The sequence below is a fragment of the Hymenobacter gelipurpurascens genome (assembly GCF_900187375.1).
In the GTDB taxonomy this organism is placed as follows: domain Bacteria; phylum Bacteroidota; class Bacteroidia; order Cytophagales; family Hymenobacteraceae; genus Hymenobacter; species Hymenobacter gelipurpurascens.
Window position 1 is genome coordinate 636601 of record NZ_FYEW01000002.1, and the last position, 13221, is coordinate 649821.

The 13221-nt window shown below is 50.7% G+C and carries 23 protein-coding genes and 1 pseudogene; all 24 read right to left on the bottom strand.

Annotated features, from left to right (window positions below):
- Window positions 1-6: 6 nt before the first annotated feature.
- Window positions 7-225: a translation initiation factor IF-1 gene (gene infA / locus CFT68_RS14480; protein WP_022822146.1), complete on the bottom strand. Its 219-nt coding sequence runs from the start codon at window positions 223-225 to the stop codon at window positions 7-9.
- A gap of 4 nt (window positions 226-229) precedes the next feature.
- On the bottom strand, window positions 230-1000 hold the full coding sequence (gene map, locus CFT68_RS14485; RefSeq protein ID WP_088844260.1) for a type I methionyl aminopeptidase: 771 nt from the start codon (window positions 998-1000) through the stop codon (window positions 230-232).
- Window positions 1001-1005: 5 nt separating this feature from the next.
- Window positions 1006-2319 (bottom strand): preprotein translocase subunit SecY, encoded by a 1314-nt coding sequence (gene secY / locus CFT68_RS14490; protein WP_088844261.1) that lies wholly within the window; start codon window positions 2317-2319, stop codon window positions 1006-1008.
- A gap of 12 nt (window positions 2320-2331) precedes the next feature.
- Window positions 2332-2778: a 50S ribosomal protein L15 gene (rplO, locus tag CFT68_RS14495; RefSeq protein ID WP_088844262.1), complete on the bottom strand. Its 447-nt coding sequence runs from the start codon at window positions 2776-2778 to the stop codon at window positions 2332-2334.
- Window positions 2779-2791: 13 nt separating this feature from the next.
- Complete coding sequence (gene rpmD, locus CFT68_RS14500) at window positions 2792-2971, bottom strand: 50S ribosomal protein L30 (protein WP_088844263.1); 180 nt, start codon at window positions 2969-2971, stop codon at window positions 2792-2794.
- 6 nt (window positions 2972-2977) lie between these two features.
- Window positions 2978-3586 (bottom strand): 30S ribosomal protein S5, encoded by a 609-nt coding sequence (gene rpsE / locus CFT68_RS14505; RefSeq protein ID WP_088844264.1) that lies wholly within the window; start codon window positions 3584-3586, stop codon window positions 2978-2980.
- A gap of 6 nt (window positions 3587-3592) precedes the next feature.
- Window positions 3593-3943 (bottom strand): 50S ribosomal protein L18, encoded by a 351-nt coding sequence (rplR, locus tag CFT68_RS14510; RefSeq protein ID WP_044003239.1) that lies wholly within the window; start codon window positions 3941-3943, stop codon window positions 3593-3595.
- A 9-nt stretch (window positions 3944-3952) separates the two neighbouring features.
- Complete coding sequence (gene rplF / locus CFT68_RS14515; protein WP_088844265.1) at window positions 3953-4507, bottom strand: 50S ribosomal protein L6; 555 nt, start codon at window positions 4505-4507, stop codon at window positions 3953-3955.
- Window positions 4508-4527: 20 nt separating this feature from the next.
- Window positions 4528-4926: a 30S ribosomal protein S8 gene (gene rpsH, locus CFT68_RS14520; protein ID WP_088844266.1), complete on the bottom strand. Its 399-nt coding sequence runs from the start codon at window positions 4924-4926 to the stop codon at window positions 4528-4530.
- Window positions 4927-5117: 191 nt separating this feature from the next.
- Window positions 5118-5387 carry a 30S ribosomal protein S14 gene (gene rpsN, locus CFT68_RS14525; RefSeq protein ID WP_088844267.1) on the bottom strand — a complete coding sequence of 90 codons (270 nt, stop codon included), beginning with the start codon at window positions 5385-5387 and terminating at the stop codon, window positions 5118-5120.
- Window positions 5387-5941 (bottom strand): 50S ribosomal protein L5, encoded by a 555-nt coding sequence (gene rplE, locus CFT68_RS14530; protein ID WP_088844268.1) that lies wholly within the window; start codon window positions 5939-5941, stop codon window positions 5387-5389. Before rplE ends, rpsN begins: the two co-directional genes overlap by 1 nt.
- Before the next feature lie 29 nt (window positions 5942-5970).
- Window positions 5971-6219: pseudogene (gene rplX, locus CFT68_RS14535) on the bottom strand (50S ribosomal protein L24); the annotation flags it as partial.
- A gap of 3 nt (window positions 6220-6222) precedes the next feature.
- Entirely contained in the window at window positions 6223-6591 is a 369-nt protein-coding gene (rplN, locus tag CFT68_RS14540; protein ID WP_044003245.1) for a 50S ribosomal protein L14, read from the bottom strand.
- Window position 6592: 1 nt separating this feature from the next.
- Window positions 6593-6883 (bottom strand): 30S ribosomal protein S17, encoded by a 291-nt coding sequence (rpsQ, locus tag CFT68_RS14545; protein WP_088844269.1) that lies wholly within the window; start codon window positions 6881-6883, stop codon window positions 6593-6595.
- A 2-nt stretch (window positions 6884-6885) separates the two neighbouring features.
- Window positions 6886-7098 (bottom strand): 50S ribosomal protein L29, encoded by a 213-nt coding sequence (gene rpmC / locus CFT68_RS14550; protein WP_088844270.1) that lies wholly within the window; start codon window positions 7096-7098, stop codon window positions 6886-6888.
- A 1-nt stretch (window position 7099) separates the two neighbouring features.
- Complete coding sequence (rplP, locus tag CFT68_RS14555) at window positions 7100-7525, bottom strand: 50S ribosomal protein L16 (RefSeq protein ID WP_088844271.1); 426 nt, start codon at window positions 7523-7525, stop codon at window positions 7100-7102.
- Window positions 7526-7564: 39 nt separating this feature from the next.
- Entirely contained in the window at window positions 7565-8428 is an 864-nt protein-coding gene (rpsC, locus tag CFT68_RS14560; protein ID WP_088844272.1) for a 30S ribosomal protein S3, read from the bottom strand.
- 5 nt (window positions 8429-8433) lie between these two features.
- Window positions 8434-8985, bottom strand: coding sequence for a 50S ribosomal protein L22 (rplV, locus tag CFT68_RS14565; RefSeq protein ID WP_394340114.1), 552 nt, complete (start codon window positions 8983-8985; stop codon window positions 8434-8436).
- Entirely contained in the window at window positions 8921-9199 is a 279-nt protein-coding gene (gene rpsS, locus CFT68_RS14570; protein ID WP_088844274.1) for a 30S ribosomal protein S19, read from the bottom strand. The genes rplV and rpsS overlap by 65 nt, the downstream gene beginning before the upstream one ends.
- A gap of 3 nt (window positions 9200-9202) precedes the next feature.
- Window positions 9203-10030: a 50S ribosomal protein L2 gene (rplB, locus tag CFT68_RS14575; protein WP_088844275.1), complete on the bottom strand. Its 828-nt coding sequence runs from the start codon at window positions 10028-10030 to the stop codon at window positions 9203-9205.
- Between the two features lie 40 nt (window positions 10031-10070).
- Window positions 10071-10358 (bottom strand): 50S ribosomal protein L23, encoded by a 288-nt coding sequence (gene rplW, locus CFT68_RS14580; protein WP_088844276.1) that lies wholly within the window; start codon window positions 10356-10358, stop codon window positions 10071-10073.
- A complete protein-coding gene (gene rplD / locus CFT68_RS14585; RefSeq protein ID WP_088844277.1) occupies window positions 10358-10996 on the bottom strand; it encodes a 50S ribosomal protein L4 in 639 nt (212 codons plus the stop codon). The genes rplW and rplD overlap by 1 nt, the downstream gene beginning before the upstream one ends.
- Window positions 10997-11004: 8 nt before the next feature.
- Window positions 11005-11625 carry a 50S ribosomal protein L3 gene (gene rplC, locus CFT68_RS14590; protein ID WP_088844278.1) on the bottom strand — a complete coding sequence of 207 codons (621 nt, stop codon included), beginning with the start codon at window positions 11623-11625 and terminating at the stop codon, window positions 11005-11007.
- Between the two features lie 274 nt (window positions 11626-11899).
- The gene (locus CFT68_RS14595; RefSeq protein ID WP_170934816.1) at window positions 11900-12745 is read right to left on the bottom strand and encodes an O-antigen ligase family protein; all 846 of its coding nucleotides are present in this window, start codon (window positions 12743-12745) and stop codon (window positions 11900-11902) included.
- Window positions 12746-13221: the final 476 nt, after the last annotated feature.

A 13221-nucleotide genomic window follows, 5' to 3' on the forward strand; every position in this document is an offset into this window, starting at 1 on the left:
GTCGGGTTATTTGTAACGGTACACAATTCGGCCCTTCGACAGATCGTAGGGCGACATTTCCAACTTAACCTTATCTCCCGGCAGAATTTTAATATAGTGCATCCGCATCTTACCCGAAATGTGGGCAATCAACTGGTGACCGTTTTCCAGTTCCACTCGGAACATGGCGTTGGAAAGGGCTTCCAGGATGACACCGTCCTGCTCAATGGAAGTTTGTTTGGCCATAAGGCTACTGTAAGGCTTTTTCTATGTATTCGAAGGAGGTAAGTATTTCCGCCTTGTCTTTGCGAACAACTACTGTATGCTCAAAATGCGCTGAGGGCTTTTGGTCTTTGGTCCGGATAGTCCAGCCATCCTTTTCCTGTACCACACTCTTAGTGCCAAGATTCACCATAGGCTCAATAGCAAGAGTCAACCCTGTCTGCAGCTTAAGTCCCGAACCACGTTTACCGTAGTTAGGCACCTCTGGCCGCTCGTGCAGCTTCTTACCAATTCCGTGACCTACAAGTTCCCTCACTACTCCATAACCCTGCTTCTCAACATGGTCCTGAATAGCAAAGCTGATGTCGCCCATCCGGTTGCCTGCCACTGCCTGTTCAATGCCCAGATACAGCGACTTTTTGGTTTCTTCAAGCAACTTAATTACCTCTGGTGCTACTTCCCCCACAGGGTAGGTATAAGCACTGTCGGAATGATAGCCGTTGAGTAAAACCCCAGCGTCTACCGATATAATATCACCGCTTTTCAGAGTGTAGTCTCCAGGAAAGCCATGTACTACAACTGCATTAGGTGAAATACACAGGCTATACTCAAACCCATTGTACCCTTTGAAAGAAGGGTGTGCTCCATGATCCCGAATGAATTCCTCTGCGCGCTTATCAAGCTCTCGCGTTGTAACACCTTCTCGGATCATGCCAGCTACTTCTCCGTGGGCCTGAGCTAGCACTTTCGCGCTAGCTCTCATGAGTTCGATTTCTTCCTCTGTCTTGTAAACAATCATCTTGGTTACGAAGCAAGAGCAATGTTTTGTGAACGGCCTCGTACTTTACCTGATTTCATCATGCCATCGTAATGACGCATGAGCAAGTAGCTTTTCACCTGGTTCATGGTATCTAGTACAACACCAACCATAATGATCAGCGAAGTTCCACCATAGAACTGAGCGAAAGGACGAGTAACGCCAGCTACAGTTGCTAGGGAAGGCAAGATAGCTATGGCAGCCAAAGCAACTGCACCAGGCAAAGTGATACGCGTTAATACCTCATCAATGTACTCTGACGTGTCACGACCTGGCTTAACCCCAGGAATGAAGCCACCACTACGCTTCAGGTCATCCGCAATCTGATTGGGGTTGACGCTGATAGCAGTATAGAAGTACGTGAAGATGATAATTAACAGACCAAATACCACATTGTATACCCAGTGATTCGGCTGAAACCAAGTACCAATAAGACCAGCAGTCTCACTGTCCTTATTCCAAGCTGAAGCTGCGATAGCAGGCACAAACATCAATGATTGAGCAAAGATGATGGGCATAACGCCAGCCGCATTTACTTTCATTGGAATGTACTGGCGCTGCGAACTAAGCTGCGCTGCACCTCCAACTTGCTTGGCGTACTGTACTGGTATTTGACGGACTGCTTGCGTAAGAATGATCACGGCCATTACGACCAGGAACAGTACGGCTAGTTCTATCAAGAAAATCAACGAGCCACGCATAGTACGAGCTGTTGCTTCTCCAATCAAAGCACCGGGGAGTCGCGATACAATCCCGATCATGATGATCATGGAAATACCGTTACCAATCCCTTTGTCAGTGATTTTTTCTCCGAGCCACATACAGAACAATGTGCCAGCCGTGACAATCATGGCTGTCGAAATTGTAAAGAATAGGCCCGGATTAGTGATAGCCTCAGCATTAATGGTTGCGATAAATCCAACGGATTGTAAGGCAACGATAGGTATAGTGAGGAGCCGCGTGTATTGGTTTATCTTCTTACGTCCCGATTCTCCCTCCTTCTGTAGCTTTTGGAAGTAAGGCACTGCTATCGTGAGCAGCTGCAGCACGATAGAAGCTGAGATATAAGGCATGATGCCTAGAGCAAAAACCGAAGCGTGACTGAACGCGCCGCCTAGCAAAGTATCTAAGATACCGAGCACACCGCCTGCGTTATTTGTCAACCGATTCGGATCTACCCCGGGCAGCACCACGTAAGAACCCAGCCGATATATGGCAATGAAGAAAAGCGTATTGAAGATCCGCATACGCAGATCTTCAATCGCAAAAATGTTCTTAATCGTAGTGATGAACTTGTTCATTGCCAATCAGGCTTACAGCGTCACAGCTTTACCACCTGCCTTCTCAATAGCTTCAACAGCAGACTTAGAGAAAGCATGGGCATGTACTTCTAAAGCTTTGGTGATTTCACCACGGCCTAGAACTTTGATCTTGGCATTCTTAGAAGCCAGACCAGCATTTACAAAGAAATCTTTGTCAAGCGTAGTAGTGCTACCGTTTTCAGTCAGAGCAGCCAATACGTCCAAGTTTACAGCTTTGTACTCAACACGGTTAATGTTGGTAAAGCCGAACTTAGGAATACGACGCTGCAAAGGCATCTGGCCACCTTCGAAGCCAGACTTCTTAGAGTAACCCGAACGGGACTTGGCACCTTTGTGACCGCGCGTCGATGTGCCGCCACGGCCTGAACCCGTACCACGGCCTACACGCTTTTCATTGCGAGTAGAGCCAACGGCGGGTGAGAGATTGCTGAGATTCATTTTCGGGAGATTCCTATAGTTCGGTTACTTCCAACAGGTGCTTCACGGCATTTACCATACCAGCAACCTGAGGAGTATTTTCTACTTCTTTGCTGCTGCCGATCTTGCCTAGGCCTAGGGCCTTAATCGTGCGTTTCTGACGCTCAGGGCGGTCAATAACGCTCTTTACTAATTTAATGTGGATCTGCGCCATCTTCTCTTAACCGTTAAATACTTGGGAGAGAGTAATGCCACGAGCCTGTGCGATCTGCATAGGATCACGCATTTTCAGAAGAGCATCAAAGGTTGCCTTAACCACGTTGTGTGGGTTAGAAGAACCCTTAGATTTTGCAAGCACATCTTTGATACCAGCGCTTTCAAAAACGGCGCGCATAGCACCACCTGCAATTACACCAGTACCAGCGGCTGCCGGCTGAACCAGCACAAAACCACCCGAGTACTTACCTTCCATCACGTGAGGAACAGTGTGCTTATACAGCGGCACTTTCACGAGATTTTTCTTAGCGTCGTCAATGCCTTTAGCAATAGCGTCCGTTACTTCATTGGCTTTGCCTAGGCCATAGCCAACAGTGCCGTTGCCGTCACCTACTACTACAATAGCCGAGAAGCTGAAGCGACGACCGCCTTTTACTACTTTGGCTACGCGGTTGATAGCAACAACTTTTTCTTTGAGATCGGAATCACCAGTGCGCGACTGGTCATTGTTACGGTCATTGCCGCGACGGTCATTGCCACCACCACGACGGTCATTGCCACCGCCACGGTTATCGCCGCTACCACCACGAGGGCCGTTGTTAAATTCTGCCATGATGATTTAGAAATTGAGGCCGCCTTCGCGGGCTCCTTCTGCCAATGATTTTACGCGGCCGTGGTAGAGGTAACCGGAACGGTCAAATACCACTTTCGAAATTCCTTTTCCTGTAGCACGGGCAGCAAGTTCTTTGCCGACTGCGGCAGCGAGGGCTACTCCGTTGCCCCCTTCCACCGAAACGTGCTTCGAGGAAGCAGACGCCAACGTGTGACCTGTCGTGTCGTCAATAATCTGAGCATAGATGCCCGTATTGCTGCGAAATACCGACAAACGCGGACGCTCGGACGTGCCAGCCACCTTGGTGCGGATGATGCGCTGGATCCGTTTTCTTCTAGTTGCTTTATCGAAAGCCATGGTGTGATGTTATTTCGAAGCCGTTTTACCAGCCTTACGACGAATTTGCTCACCCACGAAGCGCACGCCTTTGCCTTTGTAAGGCTCAACTTTGCGCAACGAGCGAATCTTGGCGGCCACTTGGCCTAGCAGTTGCTTATCAATGCTAGTCAGCGTAACGATAGGGTTTTTACCCTTTTCAGTTACTGCCGTTGCAGTTACTTCTTTAGGCAGAGCCAAGAAGATATTATGCGAGTAACCTAACGAGAGCTCAAGGGTTGTGCCAGCCATAGCGGCTTTGTAACCTACACCTACCAGTTCCAGTTTCTCCTCCAAACCGTTGCTAACACCGCTGATAGCGTTGTTGAGCAATGAGCGGTACAGGCCATGCATAGCCTTGTGACGCTTCTGTTCGGTTGGGCGTGATACCACCAGCTGACCATCTTCGGTAGCTACGGTGATGTCTCGGTCAACTGGAACCACTAAAGTGCCTTTTGGGCCCTTCACGGTTACCGTGTTTTCGTTGCTCACTTCAACCTGCACGTTGGCGGGCAGGCTGATGGGCAGTTTACCAATGCGTGACATAGTCTCGTTTTCCTTTCAGATTAGTAGACGTAGCACAGCACTTCGCCGCCCACGTTCTCGGCTTTCGCCTCTTTCTCTGTCATTACGCCCTTCGACGTCGACAGAATTGCAACACCCAAACCGCTCAGTACACGGGGAAGGTTTTCTACGTGAGCATACTTACGCAGGCCAGGCGTGCTTACACGCTCCAGCTTTGTGATAGCAGGCTGCTTAGTAGCAGGGTTATACTTCAGCGCGATTTTGATCGTGCCTTGTACTGCGCTGTCATCAAAACGGTAGCTCTGAATGTAGCCCTTCTTATAGAGTACCTTCGTAATCTCCTTTTTGATGTTGCTGGCCGGGATTTCTACTACCCGGTGGTTTGCCTTGATGGCATTGCGTACCCGGGTCAGGTAGTCGGCAATTGGATCTGTATTCATTTCTGTAGAAAAGAGGCGCCCATTTTTAGGGAGCCGCAAAGATAGGAAAATTTCGCCGCCACGGAAAGTGGCGACGAAATTTTCGGTTAAGACTACTCGGCTCGACTTATTTAGGCTCGGCCAATGGTTTCTTTCGGCAACCTGCCAAATGATGCTGTTTGATGAAATTCATTCGACAGCAAATAACTGTTTTACCAGCTAGACTTCGTTACACCGGGAATCTTACCGGCTAAAGCCATTTCGCGGAAACGCACACGGCTGATACCGAATTTACGCATATAACCACGAGGACGGCCGTCGATCTTGTCACGATTGTGCAGACGCACAGGCGATGAGTTACGGGGCAGCTTGTCCAGACCTTCGAGGTCGCCGGCAGCTTTGAGGGCCTTACGCTTCTCAGCGTAGCGAGCAACCATTGCGATGCGCTTCCGCTCGCGGGCTTTGATGGATTCCTTAGCCATTAGCTTTGTTTCTTAGCGTTAGCGAACGGCATACCGAAAGCTTTCAGCAGCTCATAGCTCTGCTCGTCGTTTTCAGCGGTCGTTACGAAGGTGATGTCCATACCCGAAATCGATTTGATCTTATCGATCGAGATTTCTGGGAAAATGATTTGCTCTTTGATGCCCAAGGTATAGTTACCACGGCCATCGAAGCCTTTATCGTTAATGCCTTTGAAGTCACGAACGCGGGGCAGAGCTACTGTCAACAGACGGTCCAGGAATTCGTACATCTGCTCGCCACGTAGGGTAACACGTGCGCCGATAGGCATACCCTCACGCAGCTTGAAGTTTGAAACCGAACGCTTAGCGATGGTAGGGACAGCCTTCTGACCAGTGATAGTCGTCAGCTCATCTACACCATTGTCAACAAGCTTCTTGTCAGCAACAGCTGCACCAATACCGCGGTTGATGCAGATTTTGGTGATGCGCGGTACTTGCATGATGCTCTTGAACTGGAATTTCTCCTGGAGCGCTGGTACTACTTCTTTTTTGTATTTGTCTTTGAGTCGAGCCATGGTCGTAGAGCGGATTAGGCGTTCGTCGAATCAGCACGCTTCACGTTGCTCACGTGAATAGGTGACTCGATCTTGGTGATGCCGCCCTGGGGATTCTTAGCACTAGGCTTGTTGTGCTTAGTGACCAGGTTTAGGCCTTCCACGATAACACGCTGCGTAGAACGGTTCACCGACTTAATTACACCGGTTTTACCTTTCTCGTCGCCGGCAATCACCAGAACGGTGTCACCAGTCTTCACATGCAGTTTCGCGGGCGTTGCTTTCGTTTTCGTTGCCATTGCTTAGAGAACTTCAGGAGCCAGCGAAACGATCTTCATGAACTGCTTCTCGCGAAGTTCACGGGCCACGGGGCCGAAGATGCGGGTACCGCGGGGCTCGTCGTTATTGTTGAGCAGTACAGCGGCGTTGTCGTCGAAACGAATATAGGAACCGTCCTTACGACGTACTTCCTTCTTCGTGCGAACTACAACAGCCTTCGATACAGTGCCTTTTTTGGCGTTGCCGGAAGGAATAGCCGACTTGATTGCTACTACAATCTTGTCGCCTACGCTGGCGTATTTCTTGCCCGTGCCACCGAGGACACGAATGCAGAGAACTTCTTTGGCGCCGCTGTTATCAGCGACGGTCAGACGGGATTCTTGCTGTATCATCTTATTTGGCGCGTTCTACAATTTCTACCAGTCTCCACCGCTTGTTCTTGCTCAGCGGACGGGTCGACATGATGCGAACCGTATCGCCTTCGCCGCATTCGTTGTTCTCGTCGTGAGCCATAAACTTGGTCGACTTGGTAACGAACTTGCCGTAGATCGGGTGTTTCATTTTGCTTTCCACTACTACCGTGATGGACTTATCCATCTTGGAGGAGGAAACGCGGCCGATGATTTCTTTACGCAGGTTCCGCTCGGTTGCGGTCGTTGCCTGCTGTTCTTCGTTGCTTGCCATCGTTAGTTAGCAGTGTTAGTTGCCTGCTCGTTCTCGCGACGCTTCAACTCGGTCAGCAGACGGGCGACATTTTTGCGGGCATGCTTCAGACGAATCGGATTCTCCAGGGGAGAAATAGCGTGCGCAAAACGCATGCTCTGACCGTTGGTCTGTTCAGCTTTGATCTGATTTTTGAGGTCCTCCAGAGAGAGGGCGCGGATTTCAGCGTTCTTCATCTTACTTGCTTTCTACGTAGTCGCGACGAACAACAAATGAAGTCCGAACCGGCAGCTTCTGAGCGGCCAGACGCAGCGACTCTTGTGCTACTTCTAGGCTAACGCCATCTGATTCGAACATGATGGTACCGGGCTTAACTACGGCCACCCAATACTCGGGCGAACCTTTACCCTTACCCATCCGCACTTCAGCAGGCTTCTTAGTGATCGGCTTATCAGGGAAAATGCGGATCCAAACTTGACCTTCGCGTTTCATGGCGCGGGTCATGGCAATACGGGCAGCCTCAATCTGGCGAGCCGTAATCCAAGCCTGTTCCAGCGACTTGATAGCGAACGAACCGAAGTCAATGGAGCTGCCGCGATGGGCTAGGCCATGCACGCGACCCTTTTGCATCTTGCGATACTTGGTCCTTTTCGGTTGTAACATGAGATATCTTGAATTGAAATTCGGGGAAAGAGAAAAAGGCTAGCGACGGGGAGCACCGCCACCCTGGCCACCACGGTTTGGAGCACCGCCGCCACCGCGACGCTGTCCACCTGCACCTTGGCCACCACGGTTATCACCGCCACGGCCTTCGCCACCACGGTCGTTGCGGTCACGACGAGGACCACGGTCACCACCACGGTCATTACGTGGACCACGGTCGCCACCACGGCTGTCGTTACCTTGGTTAGCAGGAACCTGGTTTGGCGACAGGTCGGGCTTGCCGAACACTTCACCACGCATTACCCACACCTTGATACCGATTTTACCATACACGGTCTGAGCTTCCGACAGAGCATAGTCGATGTCAGCGCGCAGCGTGTGAAGCGGAGTGCGGCCTTCTTTGTACTGCTCGGAACGAGCAATCTCAGCACCGCCCAAACGGCCACCGCACTGAATCTTGATGCCTTCGGCACCAACGCGGATAGCAGCCTGGATGGCCATCTTCATAGCGCGACGGAACGAGATACGAGCCTGTAGCTGCTGAGCAATGCTCTCACCTACCAGTTTCGCGTCGAGTTCAGGACGCTTAATTTCAAAGATATTGATCTGAACGTCTTTGCCAGTGATCTGCTTCAGCTCGTCTTTGATCTTGTCAACTTCAGCACCGCCCTTACCGATTACTACACCCGGACGAGCCGTGTTGATAGTGATAGTGACACGCTTCAGTGTACGCTCGATAACGATGCGGCTGATGCCACCCTTCGGGATACGAGCGTTGATGTATTTGCGGATTTTCTCGTCCTCCACCAGTTTGTCGGCAAAGTCCTTGCCGCCGTACCAGTTCGAGTCCCATCCTTTGATGACGCCCAAACGGAAGCCAACCGGATTTACTTTCTGTCCCATAGTGCTTATGCGGTGGCTTCCGCCGTGGTTTCAGTGGATTTCTTGGCTGCGCTGCTACGACGAGTTTTCTTCGGAGCGGCTTCAGCAGTAGTGGCGGCGGGCTTGCTCTCAGCAGCCTGCAGAGTGGCAGCTTTGCTACCCAGCGGTACTACTTTAGAATCAATCACCAACGTCACGTGGTTGCTGCGCTTGCGGATGCGGTGGCCACGACCCTGGGGGGCGGGACGCAGACGCTTCAGCTGACGGCCTTCATCCACGAAAATCTCTTTGATATAGAGGTTCGCATCTTCAATGCGCTCATCCTCGTTCTTCTGCTGCCAGTTGGCCAGAGCCGACAAGAGCAGTTTTTCGATGCGAGCGGCGCCCGAGTTAGCCTCGAACTTTAGCAGGCCTAGCGCCCGAGTCACTTTCTGACCGCGCACCATGTTGGCTACCATGCGCATCTTGCGAGGCGAGGTAGGCACATTACGGAGTTTAGCTACTGCTTCCATCTTAGCGCTTGCCTTTATCTTTCTTGGCGATATGACCGCGGAAGTTACGAGTAGGAGCAAACTCACCGAGTTTGTGGCCTACCATGTTCTCCGTTACATATACCGGGATGAACTTATTGCCGTTGTGAACGGCGAACGTGTGGCCTACGAAGTCCGGAGAAATCATCGAGCGGCGAGACCAAGTCTTCACCACCGATTTTTTACCGGTTTCTTCCATTGCCGTTACTTTCTTCTCGAGCCGGAAGTCAATGTACGGCCCTTTTTTTAGTGAACGTGCCATTGATTACTTCTTGCCTTTGCGGTTAACGATGAGCTGCTCGGAGTACTTGTTCTTGTTGCGGGTCTTCTGACCTTTAGCGAAGATGCCGTTACGGCTACGCGGGTGACCACCCGACGATTTACCTTCACCACCACCCATTGGGTGATCGACAGGGTTCATTGCAACACCACGAACGCGTGGACGACGACCCAACCAACGGTTACGACCGGCTTTGCCGAGACGTACGTTCATGTGGTCACCATTCGACACAGTACCTACTGTAGCCATGCAGGTAACAAGTACCATGCGCATCTCGCCGGAAGGCAGTTTCAGGGTGGCGTACTTGTCTTCGCGGGCTACCAACTGAGCGTACGTTCCAGCCGACCGAGCCATTGCTGCACCGTTGCCGGGCATCAACTCGATGTTGTGGACGATAGTTCCCAGCGGAATCTCGCGGAGGGGAAGGGCATTGCCTACTTCCGGGGCCACACCCGTACCCGACACTACTGTTGCACCTACGGTAACACCGGCGGGAGCAATAATGTAGCGCTTTTCACCGTCGGCGTAGCTCAGCAGAGCAATACGCGCCGTACGGTTAGGGTCGTACTCAATTGTCTTCACCGTAGCTGGAACACCAGCTTTGTCACGTTTGAAGTCGATGATACGATACTTGGCTTTATGTCCACCACCGATGTAGCGGTTAGACATTTTGCCCGAGTTGTTACGGCCACCGGAGTTTTTCATGGGTGCCAACAGCGACTTCTCCGGCGTCGACGAAGTGATTTCGTCGAAGGCCGGTGCAATGCGGAAGCGCTGACCCGGTGATGTTGGTCTTAGTTTTTTGAGTGCCATTACTCTAGCTTAGAAAATGCTCTTTGCGAAAAGGCGAGGCCTACAGGCCGCTATAGAAGTCGATAACGTCGCCTTCCTTCACGGTTACCACGGCACGCTTGCCGTGTGCACGACGGCCGGATACTGATCCGCCTTTCGTGAACTTAGATTTCAGCTTGCCGATGGTGCGGATCGTACTAATGCCCGTTACCGTTACACCGTACAGTTGCTCAATCTCTTTTTTGATCTGAACCTTGTTAGCGTCAATCGCTACTTCAAAGGCATACTGGCCTTTTTCGTTCAGAGCCGTGGCCTTCTCGGTCACGATGGGCTTCTTCAGGATGCTCATTACTCAGCAGTGGTATAGAGTTGTTCCAATGCCGTCAGGCCATCCTCCGACAGCAGCAGCGTGTCGGTGTTCAGCAGATCGTGCGTGTTCAAAGCTACCGGAGTAGAAACACTTACTTTCTGGATGTTGCGGGCCGACAGCACCACGTTTTTATCAACTGCGCCCGTTACGAGCAGCGTCTTCTTGCCGTTGTTCAGCTTCAGACCGTTCAGGATGTCTAGGAAATCCTTGGTCTTGGGTGCCGACAGCGTGATGTTTTCCACCAGCGCTACTTTGCCATCTTTAGCCAAGCTCGAGAGAGCCGACAGACGGGCAAGACGCTTAGTCTTTTTGTTCAGTTTGAAGCCGTAATCGCGGGGCTGAGGACCGAACATGCGGCCACCACCTACGAATACACCCGACTTCATTGAGCCGGCACGAGCACCACCGGTGCCTTTCTGCTTCTTTAGTTTCTTGGTAGTGCCGTGCACTTCGTTGCGCTGCTTCGACTTGTGCGTGCCCTGGCGCTGGTTAGCCAAGTACTGCTTCACGTCGAGATACATCACGTGCTCGTTCGGCTCCAGACCGAAGATGGCGTCAGACAGGGTAACCTTGCGGCCTGTGTCTTCGCCTTTGATGTTATATACTGACAGTTCCATTTGCTAGGTTATTTTTCCAGGACCACGAAAGAGTTCTTGGCACCGGGAACCGAGCCGCTCACCAGGATGAGGTTTTTGTCGGCTACAACGCGCATTACCTTCAGGTTTTGCACTTTCACCCGGTCGTTACCCATGCGGCCACCCATGCGCATTCCTTTGAATACGCGCGAAGGCCATGAGCAGGCACCGATAGAACCGGGGTGACGCAGACGGTTGTGCTGACCGTGAGTCTGGCCACCAACACCGGCAAAGTTGTAGCGTTTCACAACGCCCTGGAAACCTTTACCTTTTGAGGTACCAACTACGTCAACGAATTCGCCTTCCTCGAAAAGAGTAGCGTCGATGGTAGCGCCAGCGGCGAAATTGGCAACCTCGTCGGTACGGAACTCAACGAGTTTTTTCTTGGGGGTGGTTCCGGCTTTAGCGAAGTGACCAGCCATTGCTTTGGTGGTATTCTTTGCTTTTTTCTCGCCGTAGCCGAGCTGGATGGCCGTATAGCCGTCCGTTTCGATGGTCTTAACCTGCGTCACTACGCACGGACCCGCTTCAATGAGCGTGCAGGGAATATTCTTCCCGTCCGGAGTGAAGAGGCTTGTCATACCGATTTTTTTACCGATGATGCCAGGCATTCGATTGGGGTTTTAGAAAAAGACACACTTGAAAACGCCCGAGTGGCGTTTTCGGAAATGGAGTGCAAAGCTAGGAAATTGTTTGGTAGTAAGCTACCTGTGTTTCGAAATATTTTAAAACTCACTTGGTTAGCTTCTCTCCATTTTACTCTCTTGCAAATCAGCGGCTTCTTGAATTGAGTTGCATACCCCTATCTTATTCTGTCTTTATAGGCTCAACTAGATATCCCTCCTAATATTCTAGCGGGGTCATTCGCTGTTATCGGAGAGTGGCCTACGCAGGCCGCCAGAATGTGCTGTCTGCATTTTGTGTTTGCTCTTTGGGGCCTTCTAGAGCCAAAAGCAGAAAGAATAACGAAAAAGCAATGCCAATTTGAGTTTCCAAGGTGTACTCAACCAGAAATGACAAAGTCACAATCAGATACTGTATGAATAATAATGGCGAGTAGCGAGGCCAAGTAGTTAACCCCGCATAATAGAAGCTAACGATAAATAGCAATAGGCCTACAATACCGAACGCTACCGCTACATACAGGTATTGGTTGTGCGGTAGTATATAGGCTTCGGGTTGGATGTTAGGAAATTCACTTTCATAATGGGTAGCCAGTTCCTGCTCCATATCGGCTTTTCCTACGCCAAACCATGGATTATCTTCAATAACCATTAAGGCTACTTTGTAGGAGTACACTCGTCCTACTAATGAATAGTTGTTGGCGGAGGATGTTTGGCTTACTCTGCCTACGTCTTCTCTTGTATTTGCCGATTTATTCCGGAAAGTAGGAAAGAAGACATAGCTGAACAGAGGCAATAGAATCAGGGCGAGTGCCAGTGCTGCTGCTTTTCTATAGTGACGTAGGCGAAAGATCAGCCATAGTATTCCTAGACCTCCCAGGGCATAAAGCGTTACTAGGCCACTACGTACTGCCAGTAGATGCTGATAAAACGCTAGGCCTATAATGGCAGCTATTAACCAAGGCCTAAGCTTACTCCCGAGTCCAGGGTTGCTTACCAAAAGTGTAGCTGCTCCGACTGCCAGTGTGATTATGAGGCTGAATCGGATATGGTCGGGCTCTGTTGGCATTACTTTCGACTGGAGATACATAGCATTTATCTCCTCCATGTGTAGCAAGTAGTTTCCGGTGCTTAGCAAGGCGCTTACTACCGTCACTAATACCAAGAGAAGCCAGAGCCGCCTTACATGCTGTGTAGGGATTGGAGGAAGTAGCCAAAAGCCAAGAGGTAAAGCCAGAAAAGGCAGCTGCAATACCACATCGCGCTTATAATCGCTCAGGTTCGTTGTGTTTGTCAACAGGCCTGACCCGAGGTGAATCACATATACAAGGACGAAAGACAAGTAGGCTGCTGTATTTCTGCGCGTGTAGGCAGAGCGATGTAACAGGTAGCTGAGTAGGCCAGTCAGGAATACTCCTACAATTCCAATACTTGGTAAAATCCGGAAAAACGTGCTCGTGAAAAGCCCCGTGATAATGCAGGCGCAAAATATAGTGGCTGCTATTAGAAGCCTGGGTAAAGTCAGTAGTGAACTGAGTGAAGAAAGCATGCAAGCGAATACGGAATGTACAGGCCGCAGGCAAA

What these genes read in the sequence shown, in the direction of transcription:
- infA (WP_022822146.1), bottom strand. Translation starts at nt 225, where the DNA reads ATGGCCAAACAAACTTCCATTGAGCAGGACGGTGTCATCCTGGAAGCC.
- map (WP_088844260.1), bottom strand. Translation starts at nt 1,000, where the DNA reads ATGATTGTTTACAAGACAGAGGAAGAAATCGAACTCATGAGAGCTAGC.
- secY (WP_088844261.1), bottom strand. Translation starts at nt 2,319, where the DNA reads ATGAACAAGTTCATCACTACGATTAAGAACATTTTTGCGATTGAAGAT.
- rplO (WP_088844262.1), bottom strand. Translation starts at nt 2,778, where the DNA reads ATGAATCTCAGCAATCTCTCACCCGCCGTTGGCTCTACTCGCAATGAA.
- rpmD (WP_088844263.1), bottom strand. Translation starts at nt 2,971, where the DNA reads ATGGCGCAGATCCACATTAAATTAGTAAAGAGCGTTATTGACCGCCCT.
- rpsE (WP_088844264.1), bottom strand. Translation starts at nt 3,586, where the DNA reads ATGGCAGAATTTAACAACGGCCCTCGTGGTGGTAGCGGCGATAACCGT.
- rplR (WP_044003239.1), bottom strand. Translation starts at nt 3,943, where the DNA reads ATGGCTTTCGATAAAGCAACTAGAAGAAAACGGATCCAGCGCATCATC.
- rplF (WP_088844265.1), bottom strand. Translation starts at nt 4,507, where the DNA reads ATGTCACGCATTGGTAAACTGCCCATCAGCCTGCCCGCCAACGTGCAG.
- rpsH (WP_088844266.1), bottom strand. Translation starts at nt 4,926, where the DNA reads ATGAATACAGATCCAATTGCCGACTACCTGACCCGGGTACGCAATGCC.
- rpsN (WP_088844267.1), bottom strand. Translation starts at nt 5,387, where the DNA reads ATGGCTAAGGAATCCATCAAAGCCCGCGAGCGGAAGCGCATCGCAATG.
- rplE (WP_088844268.1), bottom strand. Translation starts at nt 5,941, where the DNA reads ATGGCTCGACTCAAAGACAAATACAAAAAAGAAGTAGTACCAGCGCTC.
- rplN (WP_044003245.1), bottom strand. Translation starts at nt 6,591, where the DNA reads ATGATACAGCAAGAATCCCGTCTGACCGTCGCTGATAACAGCGGCGCC.
- rpsQ (WP_088844269.1), bottom strand. Translation starts at nt 6,883, where the DNA reads ATGGCAAGCAACGAAGAACAGCAGGCAACGACCGCAACCGAGCGGAAC.
- rpmC (WP_088844270.1), bottom strand. Translation starts at nt 7,098, where the DNA reads ATGAAGAACGCTGAAATCCGCGCCCTCTCTCTGGAGGACCTCAAAAAT.
- rplP (WP_088844271.1), bottom strand. Translation starts at nt 7,525, where the DNA reads ATGTTACAACCGAAAAGGACCAAGTATCGCAAGATGCAAAAGGGTCGC.
- rpsC (WP_088844272.1), bottom strand. Translation starts at nt 8,428, where the DNA reads ATGGGACAGAAAGTAAATCCGGTTGGCTTCCGTTTGGGCGTCATCAAA.
- rpsS (WP_088844274.1), bottom strand. Translation starts at nt 9,199, where the DNA reads ATGGCACGTTCACTAAAAAAAGGGCCGTACATTGACTTCCGGCTCGAG.
- rplB (WP_088844275.1), bottom strand. Translation starts at nt 10,030, where the DNA reads ATGGCACTCAAAAAACTAAGACCAACATCACCGGGTCAGCGCTTCCGC.
- rplW (WP_088844276.1), bottom strand. Translation starts at nt 10,358, where the DNA reads ATGAGCATCCTGAAGAAGCCCATCGTGACCGAGAAGGCCACGGCTCTG.
- rplD (WP_088844277.1), bottom strand. Translation starts at nt 10,996, where the DNA reads ATGGAACTGTCAGTATATAACATCAAAGGCGAAGACACAGGCCGCAAG.
- rplC (WP_088844278.1), bottom strand. Translation starts at nt 11,625, where the DNA reads ATGCCTGGCATCATCGGTAAAAAAATCGGTATGACAAGCCTCTTCACT.
- CFT68_RS14595 (WP_170934816.1), bottom strand. Translation starts at nt 12,745, where the DNA reads ATGGAGGAGATAAATGCTATGTATCTCCAGTCGAAAGTAATGCCAACA.